The sequence below is a fragment of the Bradyrhizobium sp. Y36 genome (genome assembly GCF_002531575.1).
Lineage (GTDB): Bacteria > Pseudomonadota > Alphaproteobacteria > Rhizobiales > Xanthobacteraceae > Bradyrhizobium.
Genome location: NZ_NWTI01000003.1, coordinates 17,805 through 35,109, shown reverse-complemented (window position 1 = coordinate 35,109; position 17,305 = coordinate 17,805). Strand labels below are relative to the sequence as shown.

The window sequence follows — 17,305 nt, the reverse complement described above, 5'->3', positions numbered from 1 at the left end:
CTTAAGGAGCTAAAGAATTACGTTAACCCGGCGTTAATTTGGATCCGCCCGCGCCGTTCAGTGCAGCGCGGCATACTGCGCGATGTAGACCATCGCCCCCGCCAGATATCCCACGAGCGCAGGGCCCGCGATGCGGCGGGCGTACCAGAAGAACTCGATCTTCTCGAGCCCCATGGCGGCGACGCCCGCGGCCGAGCCGATGATCAGGATCGAGCCGCCGGTTCCCGCGCAATAGGCGATGAACTCCCAGATGAAGCTGTCCGGCGGATATTGCACCAGATTGTACATGCCCATCGTGGCGGCGACGAGCGGCACATTGTCGATGATGGCGCTCAAGAGCCCGAGCAGGATGACGATGACGTCGAGGCGTCCGACCGTGGCGTCGAGCCATTTTGCGAGCAACTCGAGGACGCGGGCGTGCTCCAGGCACGCCACGGCCATGAGGATGCCGACGAAGAACACGATGGAGCTCATGTCGATGCGCGTCAGCGCATGGACGAGGGTGAGGGGACGGCGCACATCCTCGTCCTTGTGGCGGTGGACGATCTCGCCGACCAGCCAGAGGATGCCCAATCCGAAAAGGATGCCCATGAACGGCGCAAGATGCGTCACGGCCTTGAAGACCGGAACGGCAACCAGGGTGCCGAGGCCGAGATAGAACATCAGATTGCGCTCGAACACTTCCACCCTGAGGGCCTGTTCTCGGCCCTGCAGCGGAGGGACGATCTCTTTTCCCTTGAGCGAATAGCCGATGATGAGCAGCGGGATCAGGAGATTGAGCAGGGACGGCAGGAACACCGACTTCATGATGTTGACCGGCGAGATTTGCCCGCCGATCCAGAGCATCGTCGTCGTGACGTCGCCGATCACGGTCCAGGCGCCGCCGGCGTTTGCAGCGATCACGATGATGGAGGCGAACAGCAGGCGATCGCCCTTGTTGCCGATCAGCTTCTGGATCAGCGAGATCATCACGATGGTGGTCGTCAGGTTGTCGAGGATCGAGCTCAGGAAGAACGTCACGAAGCCGATGATCCACATCAGCGTGGTCTGCTTCGTGGTGCGGATGATCGAGGTGATGACTTCGAAGCCGTTATGGGCGTCGATCACCTCGACGATCGTCATCGCGCCGATCAGGAAGAAGACGATCTGCGCGGTCGAGGCGACGGATTCGTCGAGCTGGTGATTGACCAGCGAGGCGTCGCCGACGGACATTGCATAGATGGTCCAGAGCAGGCCCGCTCCGAGGAGGGCCGAGGCGCTCTTGTTGACGCCGAGAGGGTGTTCAAGCGCGATGGCAGCATACGCAACGACGAAGATGGCGGCGATCACGCTCAGCAAGTCAATTCCCCCCGGAATTCGTTCTTCGGCTCAATACGGGGCCGGTCGAGACTCGCGGGGGCCGCAGCTGCCCGGCTGCGGCCCCCGATGCATTCCTCAGCGTTGCAGGCGCGCGAGCAGACTCGACGTATCCCAGCGCTTGCCGCCCATCTTCTCGACCTCGGAATAGAACTGGTCGACCAGCGCGGTGACGGGCAGGTTGGCGCCATTGCGGCGGGCTTCGGCGATCGCGATCGAGAGGTCCTTGCGCATCCATTCGACCGCGAAGCCGAAATCGTACTTGTCGTCGTTCATGGTCTTGTAGCGATTTTCCATCTGCCAGGACTGCGCGGCCCCTTTCGAGATGGTCTCGATCACAGCGGCGACGTCGAGGCCGCTCTTCTTGGCGAAATGGATCCCCTCGGAGAGGCCCTGCACCAGGCCGGCGATGCAGATCTGGTTGACCATTTTCGTCAGCTGGCCGCTACCGGCGGGCCCGAGCAGCTTGCACATGCGCGCATAGGCGCCGGTGATGATCGGCTCGGCGCCGGAATACGCATCCTGCGTGCCGCCGCACATCACCGTCAGCACGCCGTTCTCGGCGCCGGCCTGGCCGCCGGAGACCGGCGCGTCGACGAACTTGAAGCCCGCCTTGGTGGCGGCTGCGTCCAGCTCACGGGCGACCTCGGCGGAGGCGGTGGTGTGGTCGACGAAGGTTGCCCCCTTCTTCATGCCGGCAAAGGCGCCGTCGGCGCCGATCGTGACCGCGCGCAGGTCGTTGTCGTTGCCGACGCAGCACATCACGAAATCCTGACCTTCGGCGGCCGCCTTCGGGGTCGCCGCGGTCTTGCCGCCGAACTTGTCCGCCCATTCCTTCGCCTTGGCCGCGGTGCGGTTGTAGACGGTGACCTCATGGCCCCCTTTTTTCACGAGGTGTCCGGCCATGGGGAAGCCCATCACGCCGAGACCGAGGAAAGCGACTTTAGCCATGTGTGGTACCTTGTCCGTAGTTTTGAGTTTTTACGGTTTTAGCCGGGCGAGGGCGCCGGGCGGCGTCCTCGAAGTTCCGCTGCGAAGGCGGACCGGAGGCGCACCATAAACCGTTAAGGGCGGAGGGCAACGGCTTCGTTTGGCGGCCCCCTGTGCTAGGATGGCGGGACCCAAGGACTTCGAAAAAGGGAGCGAGAGCATGGGCGGTGTGAGCGTTGGCGTCCTCGATCATTTCAACATCCGGACCCGGAATCTGGGCGAGACCGTCCGTTTCTACGAGGATGTGCTGGGCCTGGAAAAAGGCGCTCGGCCGAATTTCGCCTTTCCCGGCGCCTGGATGTACAGCGAGGGCAAGGCGGTGGTGCACCTCGTCGATATTTCCGCGACGGCGGAGCCGCAAAAGCCGGATTCCGGCGTCGTGCATCACGTCGCGTTCGTCAGCCGCGGCTTCGACGGTATGAAGCAGCGGCTGGCATCCAAGGGCATGAAGTTCGACTCCCGCCAGGTGCCCGGCGGCGACCTCTGGCAGATTTTCGTTCACGATCCCAACGGGGTCATGATCGAGCTGAATTACGAGGCCGCCAGGGAGGAGGGGGCTGCGCCCGCCGAGATGGCTGACGATATCGGCAGGCAGTAGCCTTTTGGGCGTTTCCGCTCTAATGGGGCATCCTAAAGTCTTGAGCATGACCTCGCCGGAATGCCGCTCAGCGCTTTGCGCTGGCGCGGCCCTCCGGGGCCGGATCAGGCTCCGTTCAGGAGATGCGCTTTGAGCGTGACGCAGCAACAGGTTCTCGACAGCCTCGCCAGGATCAAGTCGCCCCGCGGGGTCGCGCTCACCAATGCCGATGTCCTGAGCGCCATCAGCGCGTCCGACGGCAAGGTGTTCTTCTCGATCAATGTCGATGCTGCCGAGGCCAGGGCCTGGGAATCCATCCGGGCCGAGGCCGAGGCCGCCGTGCGCGCCATTCCCGGCGTCACCACCGTCATGGTGGCGCTGACGGCGGAGCGCAAGCCCGGCTCCGCGCCGCCACCGCCTCCGCAACCGAGCCGCGGCACGCCGGGCGTGCAGCCGGTCCACGCCCACAAGCCGCCGCCACAGGGCGGCGCCCAATCGCCGATGGCGCGGCAGTCGGAGATCCCAGGCGTTGCCGCCGTGATCGCGGTGGCCTCCGGCAAGGGGGGCGTCGGCAAGTCGACCACCGCGCTCAATCTGGCGCTGGGCCTGCGCGATCTCGGCCTCAAGGTCGGGCTGCTCGATGCCGACATCTACGGCCCTTCGGTGCCGCGGCTGACCGGCCTGCACGACAAGCCGGAGCTGAATGACGAGCGCAAGATGATTCCGCTCCGGCGTTTCGGCCTTGCGATCATGTCGATCGGCTTCCTGGTCGAGGAAGAGACCGCGATGATCTGGCGCGGTCCCATGGTGATGTCGGCGGTGACGCAGATGCTGCGCGACGTCGAATGGGGCACGCTCGACGTGCTCGTGGTCGACATGCCGCCGGGCACCGGCGATGCCCAGCTCACCCTGGCGCAGAACGTGCCGCTGAAGGGCGCCGTGATCGTCTCGACCCCCCAGGACCTGTCCCTGATCGACGCGCGGCGGGGGCTTGCGATGTTCAGGAAGGTCAACGTGCCCGTGCTCGGCATCGTCGAGAACATGAGCTATTTCCAGTGCCCGCATTGCGGTACGCGGTCGGACATTTTCGGCCATGGCGGGGCGCGGCACGAGGCCGAGAAGCTCGAGGTGCCGTTCCTCGGCGAGATCCCGCTGCACATGGCGATTCGGGCCACCTCGGATGCCGGCAATCCCGTCGTCGACAGCGAGCCGGACGGGCCCCATGCGGCGATCTACCGCGCCATTGCGGGGCAGGTCCGGGACCAGCTCAAGGGCGTCGTCGCGCGGGCCTGAGCAGGGGCCCGCCGCACGCCTTCTCGTTCTTTCGGGGGACATGCGACTTTCGTAGAGCCCCGTCATGCCATTGTCGCGTTCCGAAAACCGGCCTTCCGTGTTAAAGGCCCACGGCAGTCAAGCCCCTTCGGTTCGACGCGGCAGAAAACGCGTCGCCGGCATGAGCGGCGGCAAAAGAGAAGTTTAGGGGAAACGCCCCAGCAAGGAGAGACCTGAAGATGAAGCGTCGTGATTTTCTGAAAGTGTCGGCGGCAGGCGCGGCGGCGACCGCGGTGGCCTCGCCGGCGATCGCGCAGTCCTCGCCCGAGATCAAGTGGCGCCTGACTTCGAGTTTCCCGAAGTCGCTGGACACCATCTATGGCGGCGCCGAGCAGGTGGCGAAGTACGTCGCCGAGATGACCGACAACAAATTCCAGATCCAGGTGTTTGCCGGCGGTGAAATCGTTCCGGCCCTGCAGGCGCTCGATGCGACCTCCAACGGCACTGTCGAGATGTGCCACACCGTCTCGTACTACTATGTCGGCAAGGATCCGACCTTCGCGATCTTCGCCTCGGTGCCGTTCGGCCTCAACGCGCGCCAGCAGAATTCGTGGCTGTTCCAGGGCGGCGGCAACGAGCTCGCCAACGAGTTCTTCAAGAAGTCGAACGTGATCGGCTTCCCCTGCGGCAACACCGGCACCCAGATGGGCGGCTGGTTCCGCAAGGAGATCAAGACCGTCGCCGACCTCTCCGGCCTCAAGATGCGCATCGGCGGCATTGCCGGTCAGGTGCTTCAGAAGGTCGGCGTGGTGCCGCAGCAGCTCGCCGGCGGCGACATCTATCCGGCGCTTGAAAAGGGCACCATCGACGCCGCCGAGTGGGTCGGCCCCTACGATGACGAGAAGCTCGGCTTCGCCAAGGTCGCCAAGTACTACTATTACCCGGGCTTCTGGGAAGGCGGTCCGACCGTGCACGCCTTCGCCAACCTGGAGAAGTGGAATGCACTGCCGAAGAACTACCAGGCGATTCTTACCAACGCGATGACCAACGCCAACACCTGGATGGCCGCGCGCTACGACATGCAGAATCCGGCGGCGCTGAAGCGTCTGGTCGCCGGCGGCACCCAGCTTCGTCCCTTTACCAACGAGGTGCTGGAAGCCTGCCTCAAGGCAACCAACGAGCTCTGGGGCGAGATCTCGGCCAAGAACCCCGACTTCAAGAAGTCGATCGACGCGATGCAGGCCTATCGCTCCGACGAATATCTGTGGTGGCAGGTCGCCGAATATACCTACGACAGCTTCATGATCCGCTCGCGCACGCGCGGCTGATCGCCTCATCCTAAAGTCGCAAGACTGGAAAGCCCGGCCTCCCTGGAGGCCGGGCTTTTTGTTTGCCGCAGTGCGATCGGGATGGCATTGGGCCACGGCTTGCGCCATGCTGGTTCCAAGCCTCGGCAAGAAGGCTCACAATCACTGGTACATCAGGGCAGGAAATCATGAAGAGACGAGACTTCATCAAGGTCACGGGGCTCGGCGCGGCCGGCGCCGCCACGCTCGCGGCTCCCGCGATCGCGCAGTCGATGCCGGAAATCAAATGGCGCATGCCGACGAGCTGGCCGAAATCGCTCGACACGCTGTTTGGCGGCGCTGAGATGATGTGCAAGATGGTCGCCGAAGCGACCGACAACAAATTCCAAATCCAGATCTTCGCGGCAGGCGAGATCGTGCCGGGCCTTCAGGTGCTCGACGCCGTGCAGAACGGCACCTGCGAAATCGGTCACACCGCCTCCTACTATTATTTCGGCAAGGATCCGACCTTCACCTTCGGCTCGGCCGTGCCGTTCGGCCCCAACATGCGCATCAACCAGGCCTGGTACATGCAGGGTGGCGGGCGCGACGTGCTCAACGAGTTCTACAAGAGCTACAACGTCGTCTCGCTGCTCGCGGGCAACACCGGCTGCCAGATGGGCGGCTGGTTCAGGAAAGAGGTCAACACGCCCGACGATCTCAAGGGCATGAAATTCCGCGTCGGCGGTTTCGCCGGCCGCGTGCTGCAGAGGCTCGGCGTGGTGCCGCAGCAGCTCGCCGGGGGCGACATCTATCCAGCACTGGAGAAGGGCACGATCGATGCCGCCGAGTGGGTCGGCCCCTATGACGACGAGAAGCTTGGCTTCTACAAGATCGCGCCGCACTACTACTATCCCGGCTGGTGGGAAGGCGGGCCGATGCTGCTGGCCTTCGTCAACCTCGACAAGTGGAACGCGCTGCCGAAGTATTACCAGAGCGTGCTGGAGCAGGCCGGGCACTACGCCAACAACTACATGATGGCGCGCTACGACACCGCCAATCCGCTGGCGCTGAAGAAGCTGATCGCCGGCGGCACCAAGCTGCACGCCTTCTCGCCGTCGATCATGGATGCCTGCTACAAGGCCGCCAAGGAGCTGCACGCCGAAGTCGGCACGACCAACGCCAATTTCAAGAAGGTGCACGACTCCCTCGCCAAGTTCACGGGCGACGGTTACTCCTGGTTCCAGGTCGCCGAGGTCGGCTACGACATCTTCATGGCGCGGCGCTCGCAGAGCTGAGCGCATGCCCGATGAAATGCAGCGTCCCGGAGCGACGGCTCCGGGACGTTTTCTTGTGCGCCTCGGCGGTCCCAGTGAACGCAAGAGCACTTTGGCGCGTCGGGCAAAACAGGGGCTGGATACGATCGTCGAATAATCCGAAATAGGATTCGTCGCCTGCGCGCCCGAAGCTCGGTGCTCGTAACCTTGCCGTGAACACGATGCGTAGTTTTGCGGTGTTCCTTTCGCGGAAGGGGCGGGCTATCGGGAGCCTGCAATCGGGCTGGAGTCGCGGCCTTCGGCGCATGTCTGCGCCATCCGGACTTCACGGTACGATATACCGGACTCAACCAGTCCCGACCAAATTCAGCACTTCATCGAATGCGGCGACATCCGATCCTCGATCGAGATGTCGAAGAGCCGTTTCCGGTCGGTATCTATCAATGAGCGTGGCAACTGAAATCGTACAACTCCTCGTGCAATCGGCCGGCAGTTGGCTGTTCGAAGGCACGCGGTCGGGCCTGAGCGATCGAGAATGGATGGCCTTGCGCTTTCTCGCTCTCGCAAACAGACTTTCGAGGACGCCGACGGCTCTCGCCGGCTTTCTGGGGACGACCCGCGGCGGCGCATCTCAGATTACCGCCGCGCTCCTGGACAGGGGATTGGTGGTCCGCAAGCCCTCCCAGGAGGACAAGCGCTCGATCACGCTATGTCTCACGGCTGAAGGCGAGAAGTTCCTCAAGCAAGATCCGATTAACGCCCTGCGAGACCAGATCGTGGCACTCGAAGGCTCCGATCGATCGCGGCTGCGCGATACGCTTCGCCGCGTCCTCGTCGGGCTCGATGTTGCCGAGCGCCGTCATCATACTGACGTTTGCAATCAATGTGTGTTCCTGGTCGAGAACGGAGAGGGCAAGGACCGTCATTTCAAGTGCCGGCTCTTTCGGAAATCGATCGCCCCGAAGGAGACGAGCCAGCTGTGCACCTATTTCGAGGGGCGGAGCTGAAGAAGTCCCCTCTGCTGCGGCGCAATCGCCCTTGAACCTCATTCCGGCGGAGGACGTCCAACCCGGGATGCTGAAGGGTGCTTGCCTTGTCCCCGGGTCTGATCGATCTGTTTCACATCCCGACGCTGATCCTTGCATGGGCCTTCACGCTTGCATTGACGGCCGGGCCGCTGCTGCTGAAGTTCTTGAATGATGAGCCGGTCGCGCGGTGCGCGGTCCTGCAAGCCGCCGCGAGCTTCATCACGACGGGGTGTTGGCTGACATTTGGTTCCGCCGCCATTAACGCTCATGAGCATGGCCTGATCTCGCTGCCCATGAGCATCCTCGCGGTGGCGTGCATGTTTGCCGCCGCGGCCGGCAGCTCGTTTCTGATCGAGCGCCGGTGTTCCGATCAACAGGCCGGCGCGCGAAACTTACACGAATCTGACAAGATATGAAAAAGCGGGCAAGACCTGCCTTTTTGCTGGCTGAAACCGGTCGAATGATGGAAGACAACGCGAATGCGGCGCGAGCCGTGCGCTGATCTGGCTATCCCGCAGGACCGCAATGCGCCTTCTGATCGTCGAGGACAATGCCGAGCTGTCGCGGCTCGTCGCGGCCGGGCTGGCGGCGGCCGGCTATCAGAGCGACATCGTGGGCAGCGCGGCCGAAGCACGCGAGGCGGTCAGCAGCGTCAGCTATGCTGCGATGATCCTCGACCTCGGACTGCCCGACGGCGACGGACTGTCGGTGCTGCGCGAGCTACGCCTCAAGATGGAGCCGCTTCCCGTGCTGGTGCTGACTGCACGCGGCGGCCTGCAGGATCGCGTCAGCGGCCTGCGCAGCGGTGCCGACGACTATCTCGCGAAGCCGTTCGCGATGGAGGAGCTGGTGGCGCGGCTGGAGGCGATCCTGCGCCGGCCCGGCCAGCTGCTCGGTCGCTCGCTCAGCCTCGCCAACCTCGTCTACGACACCGAGAGCCGCCAGATCTTCGTCGACGACCAGCCGCGGATCATCTCCGCGCGGGAGACCTCGGTGCTCGAGATCCTGCTGCGCCGGCAGGGGCGGGTGGTACCGAAGAAGAACGTCGAGGACCACATCTTCGGACTGGACGGCGAGGTCGCCTCCAACGCGGTCGAGGTCTATGTCTCGCGGTTGCGCAAGCAGCTCGCCGAACATGGCGCCAAGGTCGTGATCCATACCATCCGCGGCGTCGGCTATCTCATGGACGTGGAGAAATAGCGTGGCCACGGTCGGATCCAACGCCGGGTCCTATGGCAGGTCGCCGACCTTCAAATCGCTGATCTGGCGCATCGTGTTCCTGCACATCCTGGCGGTCGCGGTGGTCGCGATCTTCCTGCCGCTCGTGCTGTTCTGGCTGCTCAATTCGGAGATCGACCAGCTGCATCGCGATGCCATGCGCGCCCAGGCCGAAGTGCTGGCCGAGCGCATCGTCGTGCAGCCGGACGGCCAGTTGACGTTCAATCTGCCCGACAGCCTCAGGGGCCTCTATTCGGATGCGTATGGCCGCTATCAATACGATATTCGCGATGCCGAGGGCCGCTTGCTGTTTTCCTCGCACCGGCGCTCGGCTCCCGCGGCGCGCCTGTCGGAGAGCATTTCCGGCGCGACGGTTACCCGCGACATCGACGGCAAGACGGTGCGCATCCAGGTCGCAGAGGACCTCGCGCACCGGGATGTCATCATCGACGACATCGTCTCGAACTTCTTCCGGCGCGTGGGATGGATCACGATCCCGATCCTCCTGGTTCTGCTCGCCACCGACATCATCATCTTTCGCCGCGCGATCGCGCCGCTGTGGAGGGCCTCCGAGAAGGCCAGCAACATCGGTCCCGCGCGCACTGACATCCGTCTGCCGACGGAGCAGATCCCGCGCGAGATCCTGCCGCTGGTCACTGCCGTCAACCAGGCGCTCGACCGCCTCGAGGGCGGCTTTCGGGTGCAGCGGCAGTTCACGGCGGATGCCGCGCACCAGCTGCGCACGCCGCTTGCGATCCTGCGCACGCGGATCGAGACGCTCGACGATCGCGCGGCGCGGCAGGCGCTGCATGCCGACATCGAAGCCATGAGCCGCATCGTCGCCCAGCTCCTGGAGATTGCCGAGCTCGATACCCTCGTGCTCGACCCCGGCGAGACCGCGGATTTGCGCGCCGTCTGCGCCGAGGTGGTCGCCTCGATCGCCCCTTTCGCGATCGCCAAGCACAAGGACATCGCCCTCAAGGGCACCGACGCGCCGGTGCTGATTCACGGCAATGCGGAGATGCTGCAACGTGCGATCTTCAACCTCGCCGAAAACGCCATCAAGTTCACCGCAACGAATACGGCGGTGGACGTCGAGGTACGCGAGGACGGCTCGATGCGGGTGCGCGATTGCGGCCCGGGCATTGCGGAGGCCGAGCGCGAGCTGATCTTCCAGCGCTTCTGGCGTGCCGACCGCCAGCGCAGCGACGGCGCGGGCCTGGGGCTTTCCATCGTGCGCGCGGTGGCGGACGACCATGCCGCGACGATCGCGGTGGTGAATCTTCCGGAAGGCGGGGCCGAGTTCACGCTGCAGTTTCGGCTGGCGGACGAGGTGAAGGTCGACGCGGACATCGCCAGGCACTGACACGACATCCTCTCCCGGGGGCAGGAGGACGGGAGAACGGCGGAGAAGGTAGGCCAGGAGGCGGTCGTGGCGGGGTGGTCGATCTCTCAATTCATGCAGGCTGCGGCTTCGCTCACTTCACCGCTGACCCTCGAGCACCGCAATGTTCGCCTTCACCCGTTTTGACAGATCAGGAAAAGGCAGACACGCCCCGACATAGGGGTCGTTGGATCTCGGCGGCTTGTCCGTCGGCTCGCCGACCAGCTCCTTGAGCTGATTGAGATTCTTTTCATCGATGCGGTCCATGCAGGCGGCAGCGTGAATGGCCCGGTCGCATTTGTCGATGTCGTCGGGCAATCGAAGCGACGCGTATCTGATCCTCGATTGCTGGAATTTCCGGAGCGCCGTCTTGAAGTCATTGGCTTTGTAGGCGTCGTGCCCTTCGTCGAAGAGAGCCCGGCCCTCGCGATGAACGAGGCGCTCAGCTTCCGATTCCTCCGAGCGGGCGGGCGATGCGTATTGAAGGACAAGGACAACGGTCAGAAAAAGCAATGATCTCATATCGCCCCCACTCATAATGGGACGATACTATTGGAAAGGTGCATGCGATGTCCACGTATCAGGCTATTTCAGCTTGCCAGTGGACAGGTCCATGATCATGCGCGTCGCCAGATACAGCCGCGGGACGATGCTGTTGATCTGAACATATTCGGCGTCGTTGGAGTGCGCACCGAAGCCCGACAGGCCCATGCCTTCCACCACGGCTCCCCTGGCCTTGAGCGCGGCGAACGCGGCGTCGGTGCCGCCGCCGGTCGCTCTCTCGTCGACCTTGAGGGGCATTCCGAGCTCCCCGTAAATCGTCTTGCCGTGGGCCGCGACCTGGCGCGAGGCCTCGCTGGCTTCGAGCGGCGGGCGACGCACCTCGAACTTCAAATCGACCTTGGAATTCGCCAGCAGGCGGTTCTTGATCTTGTCCCGCAGCGCCTTCTCCAGCTCGTCGAAGTCGGACACCTTGAGCGCACGCGCGTCGGCCTGGGCGCTGGCCTCGGCGGGGATCACATTGCGGTTGGTACCCGATTGAGCGACCGTCCAGTTCAGCTTCAGGCCCTGCTCGGGTTTCGACAGGTCCTTCATCTGCAGCACCTGGTGCGAGAGCTCGTACAGCGCATTCACGCCGCCCTCGGGCCTTGCGCCGGCGTGTGACGACTTGCCCTTCACGGAGAGATAGGCCGAGCCGATGCCGCTGGTGGCGAGGCGCAGCGTGCCGTCGGTGCCGCCGCCTTCGAACGAGAACACCGCGTCCTGGTCCGAAGCGAATTTGGTGATGGTGCTGCGCCAGCCGGGGGAGGAGATCTCCTCGTCGCCGTTCGTGAGCACCGTGAGCGTGCCATAATCCCTGAAAGCCAGCTTCTGCAGCAGGGCCACGGTGTGGAGAATGAGCGCGACGCCCTGCTTGTCGTCGGCAATACCGAGCCCGTAGGCCTTGTCGCCGTCGACGCGGAACGGCTGGTCCTTCAGCATGCCCTTCAGGTACACCGTGTCCATATGGGCGATCAGCATGATCTTCCTGGTTCCCGTGCCCTTGAACACGGCGTGCACGGCCGGCCCGATCTTCTCCGGCGTGTCGTCGAGACGCGTGATGTCGGTGGGCTGCAGGATCTCCACCGTGCCGCCGAGTTGCCTGAGCTGGCCGGCAACGCGCTCGGCGATCTGGTTCAGGCCCTCGATGTCCTTGCTGCCAGATTCGATGTTGACGAGATCGCGCAGCGTGTCGAGCAGCGGCTGCTGCTCCTTTTGCGCCAGCGCGTGGACATCGGCGATCGGCTCGGCCCGCACCATCGTTGCGGCGCATGTCAGCCAGAGCGAGGCGATCAAGGGGCCGAGGACTGAGGGAGCAGGGTGCAATCGGGGCATGAGCGGCCATCCATGGACTTGGGATGGCCCGGTATGCCTCCGTTTCCGGTGCTTGTCACGCGCGCCATCGCGCGTCATGCGCCGCTTGAGCGGAGCACGACGGCGAGGGGCGCCCGCCGCTACTTCGATGGCGGGCCAAGATCCAGCGGCGGCAGCTCGATCTGCGGCACCTCGATCTTGATCGTGTTGGGATCGATGTTCGACTGCACGCCCTTGTAGTGCATCACCATCGACGGGAACGCGATCACCAGACCGACCATGATGATCTGGATGACCACGAAGGGAACCGCACCCCAGTAGATCTGCCCGGTGGTGACGGGCTCCATTCGCTTGCCGGTGACGCGATCGGTGTAGCGTTCCTTCGGCGCGACCGAGCGTAGATAGAACAGCGCGAAGCCGAATGGTGGATGCATGAACGAGGTCTGCATGTTGACGCCGAGGATGACGCCGAACCAGATCAGGTCGATACCGAGGTGTTCGGCGGCAGGCCCGAGCAGCGGGATCACGATGAAGGCCAGCTCGAAGAAGTCGAGGAAGAAGGCCAGCACGAACACGAACGCGTTGACGAAGATCAGGAAGCCGACCTGTCCGCCGGGCAGCGAGGTGAGCAGGTGCTCGACCCAGACGTGCCCGTTGACGCCGTAGAAGGTCAGCGAGAACACGCGGGCGCCGACCAGGATGAAGACGACGAAGGCCGACAGCTTGGCGGTGGATTCCGTGGCCTGCCGGATCAGGTCCCAGCTCAGCCGACGCTTCGCGGCGCCGAGGATGAGGGCGCCGGCAGCACCCATCGCGCCGCCTTCGGTCGGGGTCGCGATGCCGATGAAGATCGTGCCGAGAACCAGGAAGATCAGGAACAGCGGCGGCACCATGACGAAGGTGGTCTGCTGCGCCATCTTCGACAGGAAGCGGAAGCCGGTCAGCTTGTCGATGACCCAGTTCACCACGGCGACGGCGAAAGCGAAGATGATGCCGCAGAACATGCTGAGCACGACGTAATCGGCGCCATGCACGGTCGAATTGCGCATCATGAACCAGCCGAACACGCAGCTCGCCAGGAACAGCATGCCGAGTGAGACGAGGCCGCGGTCGCCATTGTTCTCGCGGAAGCCGATGGCTTCCTTCGGCAGGCCCGGCGTCGCCTTCGGGAAGATCATGCTGACGAGGAAGGCGTAGAGGGCGTAGAGGCCGGCGAGCACGAGGCCCGGAATGAACGCGCCTTCGTACATGTCGCCGACCGACTTGCCGAGCTGGTCGGCCATCACGATCAGGACGAGCGAGGGCGGGATGATCTGCGCGAGCGTGCCGGACGCGGCGATGACGCCGGCTGCCACGCGGCGGTCATAGCCGTAGCGCAGCATGATGGGGAGCGAGATCAGGCCCATCGAAATCACGGACGCCGCGACCACGCCCGTCGTCGCGGCGAGCAGCGCGCCGACGAAGATCACCGCATAGGCAAGACCGCCGCGGATGGTGCCGAACAGCTGGCCGATGGTGTCGAGCAGGTCCTCGGCCATGCCCGACCGTTCCAGCACCAGCCCCATGAAGGTGAAGAAGGGAATGGCGAGCAGCGTGTCGTTGTTCATCACGCCGTAGACCCGCTCCGGAAGCGCCTGGAGGAAGTCGGGGCGGAATTCACCGAGCTCGATGCCGACGACGGCGTAGAACAGGCCGACGGCGCCGAGCGAGAAGGCCGCCGGGTAGCCAAGCAGAAGCATGACGACCAGCGACGCGAACATGATGGGCGCCAGATTGGCGATGATGAATGCGGTCATGGTTCCCCCTCAACCGTCGCCAACGGCTATTTTTGCTCGATCGCTTCGACGAGATGCTCGACTTCGGCCTCGAGCGCGGAGACCTGGGACTCATGCGGGTCCGGTATCATTCCGCGCATCACCGCAATCCGCTTGATCAGCTCGGAGATGGCTTGAACGAGCAGGAAGGCGAACCCGATCATGATCAGGGCTTTGGCGGGCCATTGCGGCAGGCCGCCGGCATTGCCGGATTGCTCGTTGATGTGGAACGAGCGCTGGAAGAACGGCACGCCCGTGATGATCATTACGATGCACAGCGGAATCAGGAAGAACAGGTGGCCGATCACGTCGATCATGTTGCGGACCGGCTTCGGCAGCGCGTTGTTCACGATGTCGATGCGGATGTGCTCGTTGTCGAGCAGCGTCCATGGCGAGCACAGCAGGAACACGACGCTGAACAGCACCCATTGCAGCTCGAGCCACGAATTGGAGGAGGTGTCGAACACCTTGCGGATGATCGCGTTGACCGCCGAGATGATGACGGCGGCCACGATCAGCCACGCCAGGCGCTTGCCCGTCCAGCGCGTGAACGCGTCAATCCCCTGGCTCAGCTTCAAGAGCGCTTGCAATGATCTGTCCTCCCGATTGTGCCGCGGCGTCTTTGACGGCGCCGAGCGGCCGCGTGGCTTATTCCGCCGCGCAGGCACGAGGCCGCTGCACCAGACCAGCGGGCGTGCCGCCAGTCAATTGGAAGTTTGTTGATAGTTCAGGGGAATAAGGCCGCGACCCGCGGATATCAGCCGCCGGTGACGCTCATGTGCCTGCTGACGCTGGGACGGTCGTGGCGGCGGTCGATGATGAAATCGTGGCCCTTCGGCTTCAGGCCGATGGCGCGGTCGATCGCATCCGCAAGCAGCATGTCGTCATCGGATGCACGCAGGGGTTTGCGCAAATCCGACGCATCCTCGTGGCCGAGGCAGGTGTGCAGCGTTCCCGTGCAGGTAATCCGAACCCGATTGCAGGATTCGCAGAAATTGTGCGTCATCGGGGTGATGAAGCCGAGCTTGCCGCCGGTCTCGGCGACGCTGACATAGCGCGCCGGCCCGCCCGTGCTCTCGGCCAGATCCGCCAGCGTGAATTGCTGGGCGAGGCGCGCGCGCACCAGCGACAGCGGCAGATACTGGTCGATCCGTCCCGACCCGATCTCGCCCATCGGCATGACCTCGATCAGGGTCAGGTCCATGCCTTTTCCGTGAGCCCAGCGCATCAGTTCGGGAAGCTCGTCCTCGTTGAGGTTCTTAAGCGCCACCGCGTTGATCTTCACGGCAAGCCCTGCGGCGCGCGCGGCCTCGATGCCTTCCAGCACCTTGTCGATCTCGCCCCAGCGGGTGATCTCGCGAAACTTCCTGGGATCGAGCGTGTCGAGCGAGACGTTGATGCGGCGAACACCGCAATCGGCGAGCTCGGCGGCGTGCTTCGCCAGCTGGGTACCGTTGGTGGTGAGCGTCAGCTCGTTCAGGGCGCCGCTGGACAGATGGCGCGACAGCGAGCGCACCAGCGTCATCACGTTGCGCCGGACCAGCGGCTCGCCGCCGGTCAGACGCAGCTTCCTGACACCCTTGGCGATGAAGGCCGAGCAGAGCCGGTCGAGTTCCTCCAGCGTCAACAGATTCGCCTTGGGCAGGAACGTCATGTCTTCCGACATGCAGTAGAAGCAGCGCAGGTCGCAGCGGTCGGTGACGGAGACGCGCAGATAGCTGATGGTCCGACCGAACGGATCGGTCATCGGGGTCGACAGCGCGGTGGATCCGTTCATGGAAAAGGCCTTGTCACTTACGGCGACGGGCGCACCTTGGCTTCAGCGGTGCTTGGGATCCAATCTAAGCATCGGACGCGGCGAGGACAATCGGGTGGTATACGTAGATCAGCGCCTGCCTGCATTCGGGTCGGGGAACGGCGAGGCTGCGGCCGGCGCGGTCTCGACGGGTGCTGCCACAGGCGCGGATGCGGCCGGTTTGGGCTTCCGGAGCCGGTGCGGCTTGCGAACCGGTTTCGGCGGGGTGGCCGGCTGGAGTTCCGCAAACACCGGATTCGGGTCTGATGTCACCGAGGCCGGTGTGGTGAAATCCCCGGGATTCTTGATCACGTTCACCGGGACGCTCGCCGGTTGGTACTTGGGCAGCGCGAAGGTGACCGTGAAGGGAGCATCGGGGGCGGGAACCGAGACAGAGCAGGGGGTCTTGCAGCCCGGACCTACCGAGGTGGTGGCGTCCGCGCCTGGAGGATTGGATTCGAGCCTGACCTGGAGCGGTGGCGGGGCGGATTTGAACATGTCCCAGGACATCGAGGAGCAGCCGCCAAGGCCTGCCGCTCCCAACAGACCCGTTCCCGCTAACGCAACCGCGATGACACGACGCATGACCCATCCACTCAAACTGCGACGAACCGCCACATAACCCGCGCGGACCTTAGGAGCGTCGTTGCAGGCAGGCAACCGGCGCGCCGCGCATGGTTAGCGAGTGGTTAACGCCGGGTACAGCAGAATGATAATGCAATTTCAGTGGGTTGGTGGCGCTATGCCGACATCAGGCTGGACGCCGCGGCCGGGAGGTCGCGCATATGATGGATCAGCCGGTCCGGCTTCAGCTCGGCAATCGGCACGTCCGTATAGCCGAAGCTGACCCCGATCACCGGGACGCCGGCGCGGCGGGCCACCCCGACGTCGGTTCCGGCATCGCCGACCATGATGCTGGCTTTGACCGCTCCGCCCGCGCGCGCCACGGTTTCACGGAAGATGGTCGGATCGGGCTTTTGGACCCCAAAAGTGTCCGCGCCGCAGATCGCCGCGAAGCGGCGGCTGAGGCCGAGCTGGTCCAGCAGGCGCTTGGACAGCCATTCCAGCTTGTTGGTGCAGACCGCGAGCCGATGGCCCTGTTCCGAAAAATGGTCGAGCGCGGCCTCGAGCCCCTCGAAGGGGCGGGATTCGACCGCGATATGATCGGCATAATAGTCGATGAAATCCGCGGTCATCCGGTCCATGTCGGCGGGGGTGACGATGCGGCCCTCCGCTTCAACCCCGCGCTCGATCAGCTTGCGGGCGCCGGCGCCGATCATGTTGCGGGCCGAGGCCATTGGCACGGGCGGCAGCCCTTCGCGGTCGAGCACATAGTTCAGCGCGGTGATCAGGTCGGGCGCCGTATCCACAAGCGTGCCGTCGAGATCGAAGACGATGGTGTGAGCGGAGGTCATGATCCAAGCGCTACCGGCCCGATCGTGTCCACGCAAGGG

Annotated in this window: 17 protein-coding genes; 8 read left to right on the top strand and 9 right to left on the bottom strand. The window is 64.2% G+C overall.

The genetic code is table 11. From position 1 onward, the window contains the following. Window positions 1–57: 57 nt before the first annotated feature. Both nhaD and CO669_RS06840 read right to left on the bottom strand, forming a co-directional pair. Window positions 58–1,338: a sodium:proton antiporter NhaD gene (gene nhaD, locus CO669_RS06845; RefSeq protein WP_097659020.1), complete on the bottom strand. Its 1,281-nt coding sequence runs from the start codon at window positions 1,336–1,338 to the stop codon at window positions 58–60. Between the two features lie 96 nt (window positions 1,339–1,434). Then, on the bottom strand, window positions 1,435–2,307 hold the full coding sequence (locus CO669_RS06840; protein WP_097659019.1) for an NAD(P)-dependent oxidoreductase: 873 nt from the start codon (window positions 2,305–2,307) through the stop codon (window positions 1,435–1,437). 199 nt (window positions 2,308–2,506) lie between these two features. Between CO669_RS06840 and CO669_RS06835 the strand changes: the two genes are divergently transcribed. The 8 genes from CO669_RS06835 (at window position 2,507) to CO669_RS06800 (ending at window position 10,370) form a co-directional block, all read left to right on the top strand. Beyond that, window positions 2,507–2,944, top strand: a complete 438-nt coding sequence (locus CO669_RS06835; RefSeq protein ID WP_097659373.1) for a VOC family protein — start codon at window positions 2,507–2,509, stop codon at window positions 2,942–2,944. A gap of 129 nt (window positions 2,945–3,073) precedes the next feature. Next, entirely contained in the window at window positions 3,074–4,216 is a 1,143-nt protein-coding gene (locus tag CO669_RS06830; protein WP_198963877.1) for an Mrp/NBP35 family ATP-binding protein, read from the top strand. A gap of 218 nt (window positions 4,217–4,434) precedes the next feature. Beyond that, the gene (locus CO669_RS06825; protein WP_097659017.1) at window positions 4,435–5,523 is read left to right on the top strand and encodes a TRAP transporter substrate-binding protein; all 1,089 of its coding nucleotides are present in this window, start codon (window positions 4,435–4,437) and stop codon (window positions 5,521–5,523) included. Between the two features lie 167 nt (window positions 5,524–5,690). Beyond that, window positions 5,691–6,779 carry a TRAP transporter substrate-binding protein gene (locus tag CO669_RS06820; protein WP_097659016.1) on the top strand — a complete coding sequence of 363 codons (1,089 nt, stop codon included), beginning with the start codon at window positions 5,691–5,693 and terminating at the stop codon, window positions 6,777–6,779. Between the two features lie 422 nt (window positions 6,780–7,201). Continuing rightward, on the top strand, window positions 7,202–7,765 hold the full coding sequence (locus CO669_RS06815) for a MarR family winged helix-turn-helix transcriptional regulator (RefSeq protein ID WP_097659015.1): 564 nt from the start codon (window positions 7,202–7,204) through the stop codon (window positions 7,763–7,765). Between the two features lie 77 nt (window positions 7,766–7,842). Next, on the top strand, window positions 7,843–8,202 hold the full coding sequence (locus tag CO669_RS06810; RefSeq protein ID WP_245444203.1) for a hypothetical protein: 360 nt from the start codon (window positions 7,843–7,845) through the stop codon (window positions 8,200–8,202). Between the two features lie 109 nt (window positions 8,203–8,311). Then, window positions 8,312–8,986, top strand: a complete 675-nt coding sequence (locus CO669_RS06805) for a response regulator (RefSeq protein WP_097659014.1) — start codon at window positions 8,312–8,314, stop codon at window positions 8,984–8,986. 1 nt (window position 8,987) lies between these two features. After that, a complete protein-coding gene (locus CO669_RS06800; RefSeq protein WP_097659013.1) occupies window positions 8,988–10,370 on the top strand; it encodes a sensor histidine kinase in 1,383 nt (460 codons plus the stop codon). Between the two features lie 117 nt (window positions 10,371–10,487). On the opposite strand, the gene CO669_RS06795 is transcribed toward CO669_RS06800, so the two are convergent. The 7 genes from CO669_RS06795 to CO669_RS06765 all read right to left on the bottom strand — a co-directional run bounded on the left by CO669_RS06795 (window position 10,488) and on the right by CO669_RS06765 (window position 17,266). Then, window positions 10,488–10,910, bottom strand: coding sequence for a hypothetical protein (locus CO669_RS06795; protein ID WP_158228743.1), 423 nt, complete (start codon window positions 10,908–10,910; stop codon window positions 10,488–10,490). 63 nt (window positions 10,911–10,973) lie between these two features. Then, a complete protein-coding gene (locus CO669_RS06790) occupies window positions 10,974–12,263 on the bottom strand; it encodes a M20/M25/M40 family metallo-hydrolase (RefSeq protein WP_097659011.1) in 1,290 nt (429 codons plus the stop codon). Window positions 12,264–12,382: 119 nt separating this feature from the next. Next, window positions 12,383–14,038, bottom strand: coding sequence for a TRAP transporter large permease (locus CO669_RS06785; protein WP_097659010.1), 1,656 nt, complete (start codon window positions 14,036–14,038; stop codon window positions 12,383–12,385). A 26-nt stretch (window positions 14,039–14,064) separates the two neighbouring features. Beyond that, a complete protein-coding gene (locus CO669_RS06780; protein WP_097659009.1) occupies window positions 14,065–14,646 on the bottom strand; it encodes a TRAP transporter small permease subunit in 582 nt (193 codons plus the stop codon). A 167-nt stretch (window positions 14,647–14,813) separates the two neighbouring features. Then, on the bottom strand, window positions 14,814–15,833 hold the full coding sequence (gene moaA / locus CO669_RS06775; RefSeq protein WP_097659008.1) for a GTP 3',8-cyclase MoaA: 1,020 nt from the start codon (window positions 15,831–15,833) through the stop codon (window positions 14,814–14,816). A gap of 108 nt (window positions 15,834–15,941) precedes the next feature. Continuing rightward, a complete protein-coding gene (locus CO669_RS06770) occupies window positions 15,942–16,436 on the bottom strand; it encodes a hypothetical protein (RefSeq protein ID WP_198963876.1) in 495 nt (164 codons plus the stop codon). A gap of 155 nt (window positions 16,437–16,591) precedes the next feature. Continuing rightward, on the bottom strand, window positions 16,592–17,266 hold the full coding sequence (locus tag CO669_RS06765; protein WP_097659007.1) for an HAD-IA family hydrolase: 675 nt from the start codon (window positions 17,264–17,266) through the stop codon (window positions 16,592–16,594). Window positions 17,267–17,305 lie beyond the last annotated feature (39 nt).

What these genes read in the sequence shown, in the direction of transcription:
- CO669_RS06840 (WP_097659019.1), bottom strand. Translation starts at nt 2,307, where the DNA reads ATGGCTAAAGTCGCTTTCCTCGGTCTCGGCGTGATGGGCTTCCCCATG.
- CO669_RS06835 (WP_097659373.1), top strand. Translation starts at nt 2,507, where the DNA reads ATGGGCGGTGTGAGCGTTGGCGTCCTCGATCATTTCAACATCCGGACC.
- CO669_RS06825 (WP_097659017.1), top strand. Translation starts at nt 4,435, where the DNA reads ATGAAGCGTCGTGATTTTCTGAAAGTGTCGGCGGCAGGCGCGGCGGCG.
- CO669_RS06820 (WP_097659016.1), top strand. Translation starts at nt 5,691, where the DNA reads ATGAAGAGACGAGACTTCATCAAGGTCACGGGGCTCGGCGCGGCCGGC.
- CO669_RS06815 (WP_097659015.1), top strand. Translation starts at nt 7,202, where the DNA reads ATGAGCGTGGCAACTGAAATCGTACAACTCCTCGTGCAATCGGCCGGC.
- CO669_RS06805 (WP_097659014.1), top strand. Translation starts at nt 8,312, where the DNA reads ATGCGCCTTCTGATCGTCGAGGACAATGCCGAGCTGTCGCGGCTCGTC.
- CO669_RS06795 (WP_158228743.1), bottom strand. Translation starts at nt 10,910, where the DNA reads ATGAGATCATTGCTTTTTCTGACCGTTGTCCTTGTCCTTCAATACGCA.
- CO669_RS06790 (WP_097659011.1), bottom strand. Translation starts at nt 12,263, where the DNA reads ATGCCCCGATTGCACCCTGCTCCCTCAGTCCTCGGCCCCTTGATCGCC.
- CO669_RS06785 (WP_097659010.1), bottom strand. Translation starts at nt 14,038, where the DNA reads ATGACCGCATTCATCATCGCCAATCTGGCGCCCATCATGTTCGCGTCG.
- moaA (WP_097659008.1), bottom strand. Translation starts at nt 15,833, where the DNA reads ATGAACGGATCCACCGCGCTGTCGACCCCGATGACCGATCCGTTCGGT.
- CO669_RS06770 (WP_198963876.1), bottom strand. Translation starts at nt 16,436, where the DNA reads ATGCGTCGTGTCATCGCGGTTGCGTTAGCGGGAACGGGTCTGTTGGGA.
- CO669_RS06765 (WP_097659007.1), bottom strand. Translation starts at nt 17,266, where the DNA reads ATGACCTCCGCTCACACCATCGTCTTCGATCTCGACGGCACGCTTGTG.